The organism is Cetobacterium sp. 2A, from assembly GCF_014250685.1.
Lineage (GTDB): Bacteria > Fusobacteriota > Fusobacteriia > Fusobacteriales > Fusobacteriaceae > Cetobacterium.
The window spans coordinates 333,155-348,518 of the sequence record NZ_JACFAJ010000006.1; the positions used below are offsets into that span (position 1 = coordinate 333,155).

Consider the following 15,364-nt stretch of genomic DNA (forward strand, 5'->3'; position numbering starts at 1 on the left):
AATTCTATTTATTTCTCCCAATAATAAATTTATACAACATTTTGGAGGCTTTGTAAATAACTTTTTTTAGATTTTTTGTATCTTTTTAAAAAATTACTGAAAAAACAATACTATTTTCCCCTAAATTGCTTCCTTTTATTCCAGCATTAGATGTATGACGGTAAAATAATTTATATTTTGAATAGTTGAAGCCAATTTCTTCAAAAAATGTTATATGTGAGGAGTTCGCTCTACTTATTTTTGTAAAAACTGCTCCTCCAAAATTAAAAAAAATGTTTAATTTTGAATATAAAGGTAATTTTAAAATCCTTTTACCGAACAAAATTGAACCATGATTATCTAACTTTTCGCCTTTTAAATTGTAGGAACTCATATAATTCAAACTCCCCAACCATGGATAATCTTTATTTTCTTGTTCCCACCCTAGTGTTATTCCTATAGGATGTTTTGAATTTCTAAAATCACTACTGAGAATCCCTAAATCGTATGATGAAAATGTCATTTTAATAAAAAATATATAAAATATAATTAAAAAAAATTTCCTCATAAAATCTCCTCCTAGAATAATTTCCTATTAAAAACTATTCTAATCTTACTACTTCCTTCCTTTACGATATTCCAAAAAATAAAAAAAAGACAAGTATAAAATATACTTGTCTTTCCAAATGCAATAATTATCTCTTTGAGAATTGAGGAGATCTTCTTGCTTTTCTTTTTCCGTATTTCTTTCTTTCTACCATTCTTGAGTCTCTTGTTAAGAATCCAGCTTCTCTTAAAGCTTTCTTTAAAGTCTCATCTGAAAGAAGTAAAGCTCTTGCAACACCATGTCTGATAGCTCCAGCTTGTCCTGCATTTCCTCCACCATGTACTGTAACTTTAAGCTCAAACTTATCTAAAGTTTCAGTTAAAGCTAAAGGTTGCTCAACTATTTTAGAAAGAAGTTCTCTTCCACCAAAATACTCAGCCATAGTCTTTCCATTTATTTCAATACCTTTTCCACCAGGGATAAGTCTTACTCTTGCTACTGAAGTTTTTCTTCTTCCAGTTCCTCTATATTGAATCATTTCTGCCACTTTCAATCCCTCCTAAATTATAATTCTATAGTTGTTGGTTTTTGTGCTGTATGAGCATGCTCAGCGCCAACAAATATTCTTAATCTTGTTAATTGCTCACTTCCTAACTTATTCTTTGGAAGCATTCTCTTAACAGCAAGCATAAGAGCTTCTTTAGGATTCTTAGCTAGAATTTCTTCTAATCTTCTTTCTCTTAATCCTCCAGGGAATCCTGAATGGTTGTAGTAAATCTTGTCAGTTAATTTCTTACCAGTTACTGCTACTTTCTCGATGTTTGTAACTATTACGAAGTCTCCTCCGTCAATATGTGGAGTATAAGATACTTTATCTTTACCCATTAATCTTTTAGCTATTTCAGCAGCTAATCTACCTAATATTTTACCTTCTGCGTCGTAGTGGTTCCAGTTTCTTACAACGTCTTCGTTTCTTTGCATTGCAGTGTATTTTTTCACGTTTTTCCTCCTCGAAAATGGTTATATTTTTTATAATATAACGCAACGGTTGTCCTTGTGGGAAAGGATTATTATACCTAATAATTATATATAATTTTCGGTTTTATGTCAATATAATTATTTATTAACTTCTTCTTTTACCTCTTCAGTTTGCTCAGTTTTAGGAATAGGATTTCCAAACATCCATTCTATCTGTCTTCTAACTCCTGTCGCTATGTAAACTTGTCCGTCTATTTCTATTCTATCTGTTTCAGGTATTGCGATATATCCTTCTTCTATTGGCATATCTTTTGAAACATTATGTTGTAATTTTATAGAATTTTCTGCCCCAAAAGGTCTAAATTCTGTTTTTACACTTTTAATTACTTCGTCATTTTTTAATATTTCTTCAATCATATCTTCCGAAATTCTTCTTTGCGGAGGATAGTCAGCTATGAAAAGAGTTTCTGTTTTAATAAATTTAATTTCGTCACCTTTTTTCTCAAATATATCTATAGTATATCTTCCTCTATCTTTTATAAGGAATTTTTCTATATCAATTATTTTTTTTCCAACACCAAATGGATCTACCATAGGCTGAAATTCTCCTTTAGTTATTAAATCATCTTCTGGACCATTTAGTCTAACTTCAAAAGTAGTTGGCTCTGTTATACCTTCAAAAGTTAAAACTATTGAAAGATTCATCATTGGAAATGGAAACATTGGTTGAATTAAGTTATCGAAAGCCCCGTATATATCGACTGCTCCCCCAACTTGAGAATTAATTTGTGCTTTGTGTGCTACTATTACATTTCTTAAATTTGGCATACTTCCCCCTTATAACTTTTCAGCATTTTGTTGGTCGTATTATAACGTATTATTTTAGCAATGTAAATACAAAACTAGTCCCCTCTCCCTCTTTAGAGGTTACTGAGACCTTGCCACCACACTTTTTAACAAGTTCATTAACTATAGCTAGTCCAAGTCCTGTTCCAGCTATATTACTAGTTCTTGCCTTATCAACTCTATAAAATCTTTCAAATATTTTTTCTAAATCTGGAGAAGCTATTCCTATTCCATTGTCTTTTACCACTACTTTATATTTCCCAACTATCTCATAGATAGTGACTTCAATGCGAGGCACCAAAGATTTATTATATATAATTGCATTTTCAATTAAATTTTTTAAAATTGTTGTAAATTTTTCAAGATCTATATTCATATACCCATTTGGATCTAAAACATTTATTTTATATTCTATTAAAGCATTCTTTTTTTTAACAATTCCAGATAAACTCTCCGAAATATTTTTTTGTATTTTATCAATATGTACTAAATTTAGATTTACTATATTTGAACTTTCTATTTTTGAAATATTTAAAAAATCTCCAATTATATTTTCTAATTTCTCTATGTTATTCATTATTGTTTTTGAAAAATTAGCTCTAAGACTTTCTGGTGCATCCTCTAAAGCTATTGTATAACCCTTTATATTAGTGAGAGGTGTTTTTAATTCATGACTGATATTACTTATAAACTTTCTTTGAATATCTAGTAGTTCCTTATTTCCAGTTGTATCTTTTATAGTTAAAAGGTACTGTTCGTTCTCTTCTAATTTTTTTATGTTAACAAAAAAATGCTTATTCAAACTTGGAATATATATATCCTCCTTTAAATCTTTTCCGCTTTCTATTGCTGTTTTTATAAGCTTTATAATTTCAATATGTTTAATCCCCTCAATATAGTTTTTCTTTGTATTTTCAAAGAGATATTCAAGTCTTTCATTTTTCAATATAAAATTTAATTTTTTATCCATAAGAATAATAGAAATATCTACTGAAGATATAACTTGGTTAAGTATTCTTTTTTCAATTCCCAATTTCTTTATATTTTTTATGTTTTCCTTTTGCCACTCTTTTACAACACTCCAAAATCTTAAGAGCCATTGGTCTCCGCCTAAATAAAATCCTTTGTCACTCTCTCCACTTTCTAAAAACTTTTCAATTGTTTCTATTTTTCTATACATATCTCTTTTTAAGTAATTTTTATAAAATAAATGAATTATTAGATTTAATAAAATAAAAAATCCAAGTTGATATAAAAGTACTTCTCTTAAATCTGAAAGACTTTTTGAATAACTTTTAGAAACTCTTACTATAAATTCTTCTCCATCCTTAGCTTTAAAAATCTTTGAGTAATACGCCATCACACTTCCTAATGTGGCACTATCTCTTACTGCAAATCCAGCTCCAGTCTCCATGGTTTCTTTAATTTCTTCTCTTTCCGAGTGATTCTCCATACTTCCTTCATCTAAATATTTTTTAGAATCATACAAAACTTTTCCGTCTGTTCTAATTATGTTAAATCTTGTTTTTGAATCTTTGAAAACTTTTTGATAATCGTCTATCGGATAATTTCTAGCAATTTGCTCTACTAAAAGTGCATCTTCTTTTAAAATTTGTTTAGCCTGATCTTTATATAAATATGATAAGTTTTTCATATTTAAACCTACAAAAAGTATTTCAAATATGATTATAAAAAATATTGTGATTATCTCTTTTCTTCTAATCTGTATCCAACTCCTTTTACTGTTTTTATACTATCTGATAAAAACGGGATTTTTTCTCTTATCTTTGATATATAGACATCCACTGTTCTATCTCCAGTGTAATAATTACTTCCCCATACCTTATCTAAAATTTTCTCTCTAGTTACAACTAAATTTACATTTTTAACAAGTAAAAGTAAAAGATCGTATTCTTTTTTTGACAATTCTACTATAGAGCCTTCATTTATAACCTCATGTCTATCTTCATTTATAGTTAAAGTCTTAAATCTATTCTTTTCATTATCCCTTTGATTACTTTTATTTTTCTCTAGTAATTTTTTACCTCTTAGAATTAGCTCTCTAGGATCAAATGGTTTTTTCATATAATCATCTGCACCAAGTGCAAGCCCTTCCAGTACATCTTCTATCTCAGTCTTAGCAGTCAACATTATAATATATGGGTTCCCATAATCTTCTGGCATATCTTTTACAAGTTTTGTAAAATTTTTACCATCTAAATTTGGAAGCATTAAATCCAATATTACAAGGTCATAATTATCTCTTTTCAAAAATTTCAATCCTTCTAATCCATCAATAGCTACTGAAACTTCATACCCTTCTTTTTTAAAATAATAGGCTATAAGAGTATTTATTTCAACATCATCTTCTACTATTAAAACTTTCATTTTTTCCTCCAGAGTTTTTTTTAATTATAACATAAAAGCCACTAACATACAGAAATTAGTGGCTTCTTTTACAGTTTATTATTTTACAGGAACAAATCCTTCTTCCTTGATTATCTTTTGTCCTTCAGGTGAGACTGCATAATCCACTATTCCTTTTATATCGGGATTATTCATATCTCCCACATACCAATAAATAGCTCTTGCTATCGGGTATTTTTTTTCTGATACATTCTCTAATGATGGTGAAATTTCATCAACAGTTATTCCATTAACAGTATCATCCATATATCCCATTCCTATATAACCTATAGCATTTTTGTTTGCTCTTATCTCTTGCTTTATAGATTCATTCGAAGGCATATAAAGAGTTTTCTCTGCGTATTCTTGTGTCCCTTTACTATTCCCTTCTCTCACTACATGTTCTTTAAAGAATTCATGAGTTCCCGAAGATGAATCTCTTGAAAGAATTACAATCTCTGCGTCATTCCCTCCAAATTCTTTCCAATTTTTCGCCTCTCCTCTAAATATTCTTCCTAAATCTTTTGAACTTAAATTCTTAACTGGATTATTTGGATTAGATATAACTGTGATTCCATCAAATCCAATAACTACTTCTTCTAGTTTCAATCCTTTTGCTGTTGCCGCTTCTTTTTCAGAAGCTTTTATATCTCTTGATGCCATTCCAATATCTGCTGTTCCATTTATTAGAGATGAAATTCCTACTCCAGACCCTCCACCTGTAACTGCAATTCTTGCACCTTTAGTTTTTCCCATATATTCTTCTGCTATAACTTGCGAGGCATTAACTATCGTATCCGAACCTTTTATCTGTACAACTTTTGATGCTAGAGTATCCTTTGATAATCCAATCCCACCCAAAACTAATAATGCTGCCATTAAAATTTTCTTCGTCATTATTACTCCTCCTAATTTTTATATTTAACTCTTGAAACCATTATAAATAAAGACTGTTAAAACAATATTAATCCAATGTAAAAAATATGTAAAATTTTTTTTACACGTTTTTAACAAGGAATTAATCTACTTTTAACATACAACTTATAATATACTACTGTAAATAGTAGTAAAATTTTTTTTAGGAGGTACATATGTTATTTCTTCGGAAATTGAAAGATACTTTAATGAGAATTTTCCATTCCGTTATTGGAATTTTTAATATAGTAATCGTTCTTTTAATTTTTATCTTTATTTTTCTAAACAGTATTAAGTTTTTTGAAGAGTATCCAATGAGCAAATTTTTCTTTGGAACTCAATGGATTTCACTATCAGATAAATATGGGATTTTACCTCTACTTGTTGGTTCATTTTGGGTTACAGCTGTTGCTCTTGTTATATCTGTTCCAATTGGTGTATTTTCAGCACTATATCTTTCAGAATATGCAAGTAAAAAAACTAGAAATTATTTTAAAATTTTAATAGAAACTATGTCTGCTCTGCCATCTGTTGTTTTAGGTTTCATTGGACTTTATGCACTTTCTGGTCCAATAAAAGAGCTTTTTAATCTACAAAGTGGACTAAATGCCTTAACTGGTGGAATAATGCTTTCTTTTATGGCTATTCCAACAATTGTTAGTTTATCAGATGACGCACTAAAAGCTCTTGATCATTCATATAAAGAAGCCTCTTTAGCTCTTGGAGCAAATAAACTAGAAACTATTTTTAAGATTCTTTTACCGGCTGCATTTCCAGGTATCTTTGCTGGAATTATGCTAGGGTTTGGAAGAATTATTGGAGAGACAATGGCAGTTCTTATGATTACAGGTAACGCCCCAATAATGGCTACATCCCCACTATCTCCAGTTAGAACTTTAACTGCTACAATAGCCGCCGAGATGGGAGAAGTAGTTCAGGGAAGTGTTCATTATCATGCTCTATTTGCTATCGGACTTGTTCTTTTCACTATAAGTTTCTTAACAAATAGTATCGCTGATAAATATATACGTAAATCAAGAAAATTAATGGGGAAATAGGAGGAATACAATTGAGCATTTTAAAAGGAAATAGTGGAAAATTTATTGAAATTTTAATAAAATTTGTAGGACTTCTTGCGATTCTTCCTGTTTTTATAATTATGGGTTACATAATAATTAAAGGAGTTCCTGCAATTAGTTGGGAGTTTTTAACAGAAATTCCTAGAAAAGGTATGAGAGCTGGTGGAATTTTCCCAGCAATAGTTGGAACAATTTATTTAACAATCGGAACAATTTTAGTTTCAGTTCCTTTTGGTATTTTAACTGGTGTTTATTTAATTGAATATGCTAAAGATAATATAATAACTAGAATTATAAATCTTACAATAATTAATTTGGCTGGAATTCCTAGTATCATTTATGGGTTATTCGGAATGGCTACCTTTGTTATTTTCTTTAAATTTGGTGTGTCTATCTTGTCAGGGTCTTTAACTCTTGGTATTATGTGTCTGCCAGTTATTATAACAGCTACAAGAGAATCTCTCCTAGCTGTTCCAAACAGTTTAAGGGAAGCTTCACTAGCACTTGGTGCTACTAAGTGGGAAACAACGGCTAAAGTGGTTTTACCAGCTGCATCTTCTGGAATTATTACTGGAATTATTTTAAGTATTTCTAGAGCAGCGGGAGAAACTGCACCGATATTATTTACAGCAGCAGCTTTCTATCTACCATTTTTACCAGAATCAATCTTTGACCAAGCTATGGCGTTACCTTACCACCTATATGTAATTTCTACACAAGTTCCAAATATGCCGCCTAATAATATGTACGGTACGTTATTTGTTTTAGTTTTTATAACTGTAGGTTTTAACTTAATAGGTGCTTTTATAAGAAGCAGATTCGATAAATAATTTGGAGGAAAATTTTATGAATAAAATAGATGATATAAGAATTTCAGTTAAAAATTTCGATTTTTATTATGGACAATTTAAAGCTTTAAAAAATATAAATATGGATATAAAGAGTAACAAAGTTACTGCACTTATTGGTCCTTCTGGATGTGGAAAATCTACATTTCTTCGTTCTATAAATAGAATGAATGATCTTATTACAGATATAAAATATGATGGTGAAATCCTACTGGATGGCCTTAATATATTCGATAAAAAATTTGATATAGTAGAGCTAAGAAAAAAAGTTGGAATGGTTTTTCAAAAGCCAAATCCATTTCCTAAAACCATTTATGAAAATTTAGTTTATGCTCCTAAACTTCATGGTGAGAAAAACAAAGATAGATTGGATGAAATAGTTGAAAACTCTCTAAAGTCGGTAGCTCTTTGGGACGAAGTTAAAGATAAGCTTCACCAATCAGCTCTTGGTATTTCCGGTGGTCAACAACAAAGATTATGTATAGCTAGAGCAATTTCAATAAATCCTGAAATTCTTTTAATGGATGAACCAACTTCTGCACTTGATCCAATCTCTACTGGAAAAATAGAAGAATTAATTAGAGAATTAGAAGAAAAATATAGTATAGTTATAGTAACTCATAATATGCAACAAGCATCTAGAATATCAGATTACACTGGTTTCTTCTACCAAGGAGTTTTAGAAGAGTTTGACAAAACAGAAAAAATCTTTACAACTCCATCTGTTAAGAAAACAGAAGATTATATAACAGGAAAATTTGGATAAAATAAGGAGAGATAAATATATGAGAAATTTAGAAGATAGCTTAAAGGGATTAGATCATCACTACATAGAAATGCTAAAATATTTAAGTAGAAATTTTGATGCTAACTTAGCTATGTTAGAAAATGCTAAATTTGACTCAACTCTTTACGGAGAGTCTAAAATTATGGAAGATTCTATCAATGCTTTTGAAGTAAAAATAAAAGAAGATTGTATTATAACTATTGCTAGATTTCAGCCTGCTGCTAAAAACCTTAGAAAACTTGTTATGATAATAAACAGTGTGAGAGTTATAGAAAGAATGGGAGATTTATTAAAAGCAAACCTAAAAATTATTAGAGATATTGAAAAAAAATCTCCAACTCTTGCTATCGAACTTACAAATATGGTTTATCCAGTTGCAAAGAAAATAAAAGATATTTATGATCTATATGTTAAATCATTCATTGAAAACGATACTTCTACTCTTTATGATATACTTTACTTAGATGAAGAAATTGATACAATAATGAAAAATAATGATATTAAATTCTTAGAGCTTATGAAATTAACTCCAGATAATATAGACGGTGGTTCTTTACTTATTCTTTTAGATAAAAAATTCGAAAGACTTTCTGATCACATAGTTCACCTAGTGACAGATTTAATATATATTTTAAAAGGTGAAAATATGAGAAAAATGGAATTAATTTCTAGAACAGAAGATTAAAAAAAAGGTCTTTATCACCTGAGTGATAAAGACCTTTTTTAACTTTCTCTACATGCTATATAATCTGTAAGTTCTATAAATTTTTCAGATCTTTTTCCTCCAAAACATTCAATTAAAATTTTCTTTGCTTCAACTGTTGTTTTATTTAAAAGTTCTTTACTTTTTGCAAGTCCAATTAAAGCTGGATAAGTAGATTTTTCAAGAGCTACGTCACTTCCAATTTTCTTTCCTGTTTTTTCAAAATCCCCTTCGATATCTAAGATATCGTCTTGAATCTGAAAAGCTAAACCAATTAGTTCAGCATATCTAATAAGAGCTTCTTTTTCCTCTGGTTTTGCATCTCCAATTATAGCTCCAACTTCCACAGGCAACTTTATTAATTTCCCTGTTTTATTGGAATGGATATATCTAAGAATTTCGATATCTACCTTTTTTCCTTCACTTTCTATATCTATCATTTGACCACCAATCATTCCTCTTGCTCCAGAGTAATCAGAGGTCAAAGCAATTATCTTCACAATTTTTTCAAAAGAAATTTTTTCATTCTTTTCAGATATAATTTTAAAAGCTTCTGTTAAAAGAGAATCTCCAATCAATATCCCTTCAGCTTCACCAAATTTTTTATGAGTTGTTAATTTACCTCTTCTATAATCATCATTATCTAAAGCCGGTAAATCATCATGAACTAGGGAGTAAGAGTGTATCATCTCGATAGCTGCTCCTGTGGCAAGTCCAAGTCTTGAATCTTTATTTAATAACTCCAATGTCATAAGTACTAAAATAGGTCTAATTCTTTTTCCACCATTTAAAACTGAATATTTCATTCCTTCAGTTATAACTTTTGGAGCAATCAGCTCATCTAAAAACTTTTCAAGTACCGAGTCGATTGCTTCTCTTTTGCTATTTAAATAATCTTTTAGCAATATCATTCAATCTCCTCCAAGTCAAGTTCTCCGCTCTCATCTTGTGTAACTTTTATTATTTTACCTTCTGCCTTATTTAAAATATCTGAAGATTTTTTTAAAAGTTTCATAGCTTTTTCATATTCTTTTATTGAATCTGCTAGAGATAACTCTCCATTTTCAAGCTTTTCTATTACTTCATCAACCAATACTAAATTTTCTTCAAAATTTTCCTTTGCCATACTCCACCCCGTTTTTTAATTATCTAGTATAGAAAGTCATACATTTTTTACCATATTTTCTTTCATCTGCTTTTTTAAATCCATCTATTTCTTCTGGTAAATCTTCAAATACGTGATGCTCACATATAATTAGACCTCCATCTGCAAGAAGTTCATTCTTTTGGATAGAATTTAAAACTTTTATACACATCTCATTCTTGTAAGGAGGATCCATAAATATTATGTCAAACTTCTCTCCTTTTCTTCCAAGAATATCAGTTGCTCTTAAAACGTCATTCTTATAAGCTCTTGATTTCCCTTCATATCCTAGAGAGTTTATATTATCTATTATAACCTTTAAAGCCTCTGGATCTTGTTCTATCATAACAGCCCTTTTTGATCCTCTACTTAAAGCTTCTAAGGCTATATTTCCAGTTCCACTAAATAAATCTAAAAATCTTGATTCTGGAACATACGGAGCTATTATAGAAAATAAAGATTCTTTAACACTATCAAGTGTTGGTCTTGTTTCCATACCTTTTCTACTTTTTATTCTTTTTCCTTTTGATTCTCCAGCAATTATTCTCATTTTTCACCTTCCTTAGTAAATGAACATTCCATCTCCAAAACTAAAGAAATGGTACTCCTTTTGTACTGCTTCTTTATATACTTCCATCATAAATTCACGATTAGAAAAAGCTGAAATAAGCATTAATAAAGTTGATTTTGGTAAATGGAAATTTGTTATTAACGCATCTACTACTTTAAATTTATATCCTGGATAGATAAAAATTGAAGTAGAATCCGATATGTTTTTTAACTCTCCGTTCTCATCTACCGCTGACTCTAAAGCCCTTACAGTCGTTGTTCCAACTGCTACCACTCTTCTTTTTTCTTTTTTTGCTAAATTTATAATTTCCACTGCTGAAGCAGGTATTTCAAATCTTTCCTCATGCATTTTATGATCTAAAACATCTTCAGTTTGAACAGGTCTAAATGTCCCAAGCCCAACCTCTAAAAATACATCTACAACTTGAATTCCTTTTTGCTCTATTCTTTGTAATAATTCTTTTGTAAAATGTAATCCAGCAGTAGGAGCTGCAACTGATTCACCTTTTATTGCATATACTGTTTGGTATCTCTCTTTTTGAGATAGAGCTTCAACTATATATGGAGGAAGTGGCATTTTTCCAAGCTTATCTAAAACTTCTTCAAAAGCTCCCTCATAAGAGAATTTTAAAACTCTATTTCCATCCTCTTTTATCTCAATAAGTTCTCCAACTAACTCTTCGTTATCTCCGATAGTTAATTTTTGTCCTATTTTTAATTTTTTAGCTGGTTTTAAAAGACATTCCCAAGTATTTAAATCAATTCTTTTTATTAAAAGAATCTCTAATATTCCACCTGTGTCTTTTTGTCCAAAGAGTCTTGCTGGAATTACTTTTGTTGAATTTCTAACAAGGACATCTCCTGGATTTAAATAATCTATAATATCATAAAAATGTTTATCTTCTATCTTTTGAGTTTCTTTATTTATCACCATAAGTTTAGAATGATCTCTAGGCTCTCTAGGCTTTTGACCAATTAACTCATCTGGTAAGTGATAATCATAATCATTTAATTTTGTTGACACTATTATTCACCATTCTTTCTTCCTATAACTACTCTTTCTATTCCTCCATAGTCACAAACTCTAGCAACTATTACAAATCCATTTTCTTCCATAAATCCTTGAACTTTATCAGCTTGGTTATATCCAACTTCAAAAGCTAAATATCCTCCAACTTTTAAATAGTTTTTAGCTTCTTTAGATATTGTTTTATAAAAATAATATCCATCGCCTTTATCAGTCAGTGCTCCTGCTGGTTCATGTATTCTTACTTCTGGCTGTAATGTTTCATATTCTGTTTGTGGAATATAAGGTGGGTTAGAAACGATAAGAGAGTAATCTTTATCTTTTACACTCGAGAAAATATCTGATTTTTGTAATTTTAAGTTTGATACATTATTTAATTCTCTATTTATCTTAGCAACTTCTAATGCATCCGAACTTATATCAAGCCCTAATACACTTGAAGTTGGTACCTCTTTAGCTAAAGTTATGGCTATTGCTCCACTTCCAGTTCCAATATCTAGAACTTTTGGATTTTCCATATCTTGTAATAAAAATTTACATTGTTCTACAAGTATCTCTGTATCAGGTCTTGGAATAAGAACCCTCTCATCCACTTTAAATGGGTATCCATAAAATTCCCATTCTCCAATTAAATACTGAAGTGGTCTTTTATTTTTAGCCCTTTGAATCAATGTATCTTTTATTTTTATTCTGTCTTCTTCACTTATTTTCTTATGAAAATTAAGTGTTAAAGTTCCTCTAGTTACTCCTAGAATATGTGCAAATATATATTCTGCATCCAGTCTAGCGTCATTTACACCATTGGTCTTCAAATACTCTATACTCTTATTTAAAAGTTCTCTATTTTCATCTTGATAACTAATAGTATCTTTTTCTTCTGGAGTAACAGTTTTTAAAATTTCATCAAAAGATAATCTTTTTCTTGCCATCTCTTTTAAAAAATTTTTAACTTTTTCTTTCTGATCTAAACTTAGCTCCATGTCAGAGTAAACATATAAACTTATTCTATCTAGTTTTAAAACATGGGCAACTATCTTTTGACTTTCTAAACGTGATTTTGAAAAGGAGTATTTTTTCAAATACTCCTCAGAAAAATTAAGTATATCAAGTAACTTCATAAAAATTACTCTCCTGCGCTTGTTAACATTTCTGCTTGTGAGAATGTTGTTAGAGCATCTATCATGTCTTCTAAATCTCCATCCATAAACGCATCTAATTGGTGAACTGTATATTTAATTCTGTGGTCAGTTACTCTTCCTTGAGGATAGTTATAAGTTCTGATTTTCTCAGATCTATCTCCAGTTCCAACTTGAAGTCTTCTTTCTCCTTCAACAGCAAGTCTTTGAGTTTCTAATTCCATCTCATAAAGTTTAGAAAGTAAATGTTTCATAGCTTTTTCTCTATTTTTTAACTGTGATCTCTCATCTTGACACTGAACTACTACTCCAGTTGGTAAGTGAGTTATTCTAACAGCAGAGTCAGTCATGTTTACGTGCTGACCTCCAGCTCCTCCAGCTCTATATGTATCTATTTTTAACTCAGATGGATTGATTTTAACAATTTGTTGAACTTCATCAATTTCTGGTAAAACAGCTACAGTTGCAGTTGATGTATGGATTCTTCCAGAAGATTCTGTCTCAGGAACTCTTTGAACTCTGTGAACTCCAGACTCAAATTTAAGTCTTGAGTAAGCTCCTTGTCCATTGATTGTAAATACAACCTCTTTCATTCCACCTACACCAATCTCTTGCTTTTCGATAACGTCAATTTTCCATTTTCTTCTCTCAGCATATCTACAGTACATTCTAAATAAGTTTCCAGCAAATAGAGCAGCCTCGTCTCCTCCAGCTCCTCCTCTTATCTCTATGATAACACTTCTATCATCATTAGGATCTTTTGGAAGTAGAAGAACTTTCATTTGATTTTCAATCTCAGGTAAGATATCTTCTATTTCTCTCATTTCTTCTTGCATCATATCTTTCATATCTGGATCTTTTTCTGCTCTTATGTTAGTTTTTATAAAATCTAAATCTTCTTGGTATCTCTTGTATTCCCTATACTTTTCAACGATTTCTGTCATATCATTTAAAGCTTTGTTTAGCTCCATCATTTTCTTAGGATCAGCTAAAACTTCTGGTGAACCTAATGCTTCTAAAAGTTCATCATGCTTTACTATTACTTCTTCTAATTTAGCGTACACTACTAAACCAACTCCCTTTTTTTTCTATACTTTAACTTATAAATTATATCATACTTACATATAAAAATCAAAAAATCTTCCCCACAGACCTAAGAGAAGACTTTCCACTAATACCATTTATTCTTTTTAATTTTTACTTTGTAATCTTTTAAGAGCTATTTCTCTTGCCTTTATATATTGTTCAGTTGAAATATATTCTTGAACAGCTATTTGATATCTAAACTTATCCTTAATAATTGAAGCTTCAATAGCTCCTAGCTGATCCGCCAATTCATCTAACTTATCTAAATTCTTCTTTGGATTATCCAATATACATTTATTTACTTCAATCTCTAAAGACTTTCTATCTAAGATTAAAAGCTTATATTTACTACTTGCCTCGCTGATTATCTGTTTAACTTGATTTATATTTTCTTGAGGTACTCCAACATTTTTAAAATCATCATCTGCTATAATCCCCAAACCTTCGTTTCCAAATGAAGATAATGTTAAAATCAAGAAAAATATGCTTGTAAATATCTTACTCATAAACTTCCTCCACTAAATTTGTAATTCTGAAACAAAAAGTTTTTCTGTACTAAAGTCCTCTGTAACTTTTTTAAAATCACTCTGCTCAAAGAAATGCTCTATATTCCACTCTATTGATTTTTGAGTTTTTTTATCAACTCTCTCCTCTTTGTTGAAAGCTGTATTTTTTTGTAAAATATCTGGTCCTTTAAAAATAAGGTCATATGATGTTCCTGTAAAGATGCCCATTACAAAAAGTGAAACTGAAAGAATAGATACTTTCTTATTTTTTTTCTTTTCTTCCTCAAGTAAATTTTTGTATATATTGGCTCTAACTCTTTCTTTTGGAGTCATACTAAATTGCACCTCCCATATCCTTAATCGCCTTGTAGTATATTGTTTTTATCGTCGATAGATTCAAATCTTTCATATCTGCTATCTCTCTTAACTTATAACCATAAATATCTTTTAGTACCACTATCTCCCTCTCTTGAAAACTAAGTTTTTTAAGATTTTCTTCTAATAAAATTGGCCCATGAACATCTGTATAAGATTCTAAATTTAATATCTCATCATTTAACTCCATATTCAATTTTCTTTTCCTAAAGAAGTCATAAGTTTTATTTATAGCTATCCTATAAATCCAAGTGTAGAGATTGCTGTCCTTTCTAAAGCTCTTCAAATTTTTATATACACTGATAAAAACTTCTTGAGCGATATCTTCGGCATCCTCAGGATTTTTTACAACACTGAGAATTTTATAATACACTCTATCAAAATATGTGTCGTAGATTTCCTCAAAGTCCATTTAATCCCTCACAGTAAAAA

Annotated in this window: 20 protein-coding genes; 4 read left to right on the forward strand and 16 right to left on the reverse strand. The window is 29.9% G+C overall.

Annotated elements, in window-relative coordinates:
• Positions 1–85: 85 nt before the first annotated feature.
• From H3N56_RS05375 to H3N56_RS05405, 7 genes are all read right to left on the reverse strand, one after another.
• Complete coding sequence (locus H3N56_RS05375) at positions 86–547, reverse strand: acyloxyacyl hydrolase (protein WP_185880236.1); 462 nt, start codon at positions 545–547, stop codon at positions 86–88.
• Between the two features lie 127 nt (positions 548–674).
• Positions 675–1,064 carry a 30S ribosomal protein S9 gene (gene rpsI, locus H3N56_RS05380; protein WP_221893462.1) on the reverse strand — a complete coding sequence of 130 codons (390 nt, stop codon included), beginning with the start codon at positions 1,062–1,064 and terminating at the stop codon, positions 675–677.
• Positions 1,065–1,090: 26 nt separating this feature from the next.
• On the reverse strand, positions 1,091–1,525 hold the full coding sequence (rplM, locus tag H3N56_RS05385) for a 50S ribosomal protein L13 (RefSeq protein WP_185880238.1): 435 nt from the start codon (positions 1,523–1,525) through the stop codon (positions 1,091–1,093).
• Between the two features lie 117 nt (positions 1,526–1,642).
• Positions 1,643–2,332, reverse strand: a complete 690-nt coding sequence (locus H3N56_RS05390; RefSeq protein WP_185880239.1) for a hypothetical protein — start codon at positions 2,330–2,332, stop codon at positions 1,643–1,645.
• A gap of 49 nt (positions 2,333–2,381) precedes the next feature.
• Positions 2,382–4,004, reverse strand: a complete 1,623-nt coding sequence (locus H3N56_RS05395; RefSeq protein WP_221893434.1) for a cell wall metabolism sensor histidine kinase WalK — start codon at positions 4,002–4,004, stop codon at positions 2,382–2,384.
• Positions 4,005–4,054: 50 nt separating this feature from the next.
• A complete protein-coding gene (locus H3N56_RS05400) occupies positions 4,055–4,738 on the reverse strand; it encodes a response regulator transcription factor (protein ID WP_185880240.1) in 684 nt (227 codons plus the stop codon).
• Positions 4,739–4,816: 78 nt separating this feature from the next.
• Complete coding sequence (locus H3N56_RS05405; protein ID WP_185880241.1) at positions 4,817–5,653, reverse strand: PstS family phosphate ABC transporter substrate-binding protein; 837 nt, start codon at positions 5,651–5,653, stop codon at positions 4,817–4,819.
• A gap of 194 nt (positions 5,654–5,847) precedes the next feature.
• Between H3N56_RS05405 and pstC the strand changes: the two genes are divergently transcribed.
• The 4 genes from pstC to H3N56_RS05425 are packed head-to-tail and all read left to right on the forward strand — an operon-like array spanning position 5,848 to position 9,070.
• Positions 5,848–6,729 (forward strand): phosphate ABC transporter permease subunit PstC, encoded by an 882-nt coding sequence (gene pstC / locus H3N56_RS05410; RefSeq protein WP_185880242.1) that lies wholly within the window; start codon positions 5,848–5,850, stop codon positions 6,727–6,729.
• Between the two features lie 11 nt (positions 6,730–6,740).
• Complete coding sequence (pstA, locus tag H3N56_RS05415; protein ID WP_185880243.1) at positions 6,741–7,580, forward strand: phosphate ABC transporter permease PstA; 840 nt, start codon at positions 6,741–6,743, stop codon at positions 7,578–7,580.
• A gap of 16 nt (positions 7,581–7,596) precedes the next feature.
• Entirely contained in the window at positions 7,597–8,364 is a 768-nt protein-coding gene (pstB, locus tag H3N56_RS05420) for a phosphate ABC transporter ATP-binding protein PstB (protein WP_185880244.1), read from the forward strand.
• Between the two features lie 19 nt (positions 8,365–8,383).
• A complete protein-coding gene (locus H3N56_RS05425) occupies positions 8,384–9,070 on the forward strand; it encodes a PhoU domain-containing protein (RefSeq protein ID WP_185880245.1) in 687 nt (228 codons plus the stop codon).
• Positions 9,071–9,108: 38 nt separating this feature from the next.
• Here the strand turns inward: H3N56_RS05425 and H3N56_RS05430 are convergent, their stop codons facing one another.
• The 9 genes from H3N56_RS05430 to H3N56_RS05470 all read right to left on the reverse strand — a co-directional run bounded on the left by H3N56_RS05430 (position 9,109) and on the right by H3N56_RS05470 (position 15,344).
• Positions 9,109–9,999: a polyprenyl synthetase family protein gene (locus H3N56_RS05430; RefSeq protein ID WP_185880246.1), complete on the reverse strand. Its 891-nt coding sequence runs from the start codon at positions 9,997–9,999 to the stop codon at positions 9,109–9,111.
• Positions 9,996–10,214, reverse strand: a complete 219-nt coding sequence (xseB, locus tag H3N56_RS05435) for an exodeoxyribonuclease VII small subunit (RefSeq protein ID WP_185880247.1) — start codon at positions 10,212–10,214, stop codon at positions 9,996–9,998. The genes H3N56_RS05430 and xseB overlap by 4 nt, the downstream gene beginning before the upstream one ends.
• Before the next feature lie 19 nt (positions 10,215–10,233).
• Positions 10,234–10,782: a 16S rRNA (guanine(966)-N(2))-methyltransferase RsmD gene (gene rsmD / locus H3N56_RS05440; protein ID WP_185880248.1), complete on the reverse strand. Its 549-nt coding sequence runs from the start codon at positions 10,780–10,782 to the stop codon at positions 10,234–10,236.
• A gap of 12 nt (positions 10,783–10,794) precedes the next feature.
• Positions 10,795–11,826 carry a tRNA preQ1(34) S-adenosylmethionine ribosyltransferase-isomerase QueA gene (gene queA / locus H3N56_RS05445; protein ID WP_185880249.1) on the reverse strand — a complete coding sequence of 344 codons (1,032 nt, stop codon included), beginning with the start codon at positions 11,824–11,826 and terminating at the stop codon, positions 10,795–10,797.
• A 2-nt stretch (positions 11,827–11,828) separates the two neighbouring features.
• Positions 11,829–12,947, reverse strand: a complete 1,119-nt coding sequence (prmC, locus tag H3N56_RS05450) for a peptide chain release factor N(5)-glutamine methyltransferase (protein WP_185880250.1) — start codon at positions 12,945–12,947, stop codon at positions 11,829–11,831.
• 5 nt (positions 12,948–12,952) lie between these two features.
• Positions 12,953–14,029: a peptide chain release factor 1 gene (gene prfA, locus H3N56_RS05455; protein WP_185880251.1), complete on the reverse strand. Its 1,077-nt coding sequence runs from the start codon at positions 14,027–14,029 to the stop codon at positions 12,953–12,955.
• A 126-nt stretch (positions 14,030–14,155) separates the two neighbouring features.
• Positions 14,156–14,557: a hypothetical protein gene (locus tag H3N56_RS05460; protein WP_185880252.1), complete on the reverse strand. Its 402-nt coding sequence runs from the start codon at positions 14,555–14,557 to the stop codon at positions 14,156–14,158.
• Between the two features lie 12 nt (positions 14,558–14,569).
• On the reverse strand, positions 14,570–14,890 hold the full coding sequence (locus H3N56_RS05465) for a hypothetical protein (RefSeq protein ID WP_185880253.1): 321 nt from the start codon (positions 14,888–14,890) through the stop codon (positions 14,570–14,572).
• A gap of 1 nt (position 14,891) precedes the next feature.
• Complete coding sequence (locus tag H3N56_RS05470; protein ID WP_185880254.1) at positions 14,892–15,344, reverse strand: RNA polymerase sigma factor; 453 nt, start codon at positions 15,342–15,344, stop codon at positions 14,892–14,894.
• Positions 15,345–15,364: the final 20 nt, after the last annotated feature.

Coding starts and splice junctions, on each gene's coding strand:
- H3N56_RS05470 (WP_185880254.1), bottom strand. CDS start 15,344: ATGGACTTTGAGGAAATCTACGACACATATTTTGATAGAGTGTATTAT.
- rsmD (WP_185880248.1), bottom strand. CDS start 10,782: ATGAGAATAATTGCTGGAGAATCAAAAGGAAAAAGAATAAAAAGTAGA.
- H3N56_RS05395 (WP_221893434.1), bottom strand. CDS start 4,004: ATGAAAAACTTATCATATTTATATAAAGATCAGGCTAAACAAATTTTA.
- pstB (WP_185880244.1), top strand. CDS start 7,597: ATGAATAAAATAGATGATATAAGAATTTCAGTTAAAAATTTCGATTTT.
- rpsI (WP_221893462.1), bottom strand. CDS start 1,064: ATGATTCAATATAGAGGAACTGGAAGAAGAAAAACTTCAGTAGCAAGA.
- H3N56_RS05375 (WP_185880236.1), bottom strand. CDS start 547: ATGAGGAAATTTTTTTTAATTATATTTTATATATTTTTTATTAAAATG.
- H3N56_RS05400 (WP_185880240.1), bottom strand. CDS start 4,738: ATGAAAGTTTTAATAGTAGAAGATGATGTTGAAATAAATACTCTTATA.
- pstC (WP_185880242.1), top strand. CDS start 5,848: ATGTTATTTCTTCGGAAATTGAAAGATACTTTAATGAGAATTTTCCAT.
- H3N56_RS05430 (WP_185880246.1), bottom strand. CDS start 9,999: ATGATATTGCTAAAAGATTATTTAAATAGCAAAAGAGAAGCAATCGAC.
- H3N56_RS05465 (WP_185880253.1), bottom strand. CDS start 14,890: ATGACTCCAAAAGAAAGAGTTAGAGCCAATATATACAAAAATTTACTT.
- prmC (WP_185880250.1), bottom strand. CDS start 12,947: ATGAAGTTACTTGATATACTTAATTTTTCTGAGGAGTATTTGAAAAAA.
- H3N56_RS05425 (WP_185880245.1), top strand. CDS start 8,384: ATGAGAAATTTAGAAGATAGCTTAAAGGGATTAGATCATCACTACATA.
- H3N56_RS05390 (WP_185880239.1), bottom strand. CDS start 2,332: ATGCCAAATTTAAGAAATGTAATAGTAGCACACAAAGCACAAATTAAT.
- H3N56_RS05405 (WP_185880241.1), bottom strand. CDS start 5,653: ATGACGAAGAAAATTTTAATGGCAGCATTATTAGTTTTGGGTGGGATT.
- xseB (WP_185880247.1), bottom strand. CDS start 10,214: ATGGCAAAGGAAAATTTTGAAGAAAATTTAGTATTGGTTGATGAAGTA.
- H3N56_RS05460 (WP_185880252.1), bottom strand. CDS start 14,557: ATGAGTAAGATATTTACAAGCATATTTTTCTTGATTTTAACATTATCT.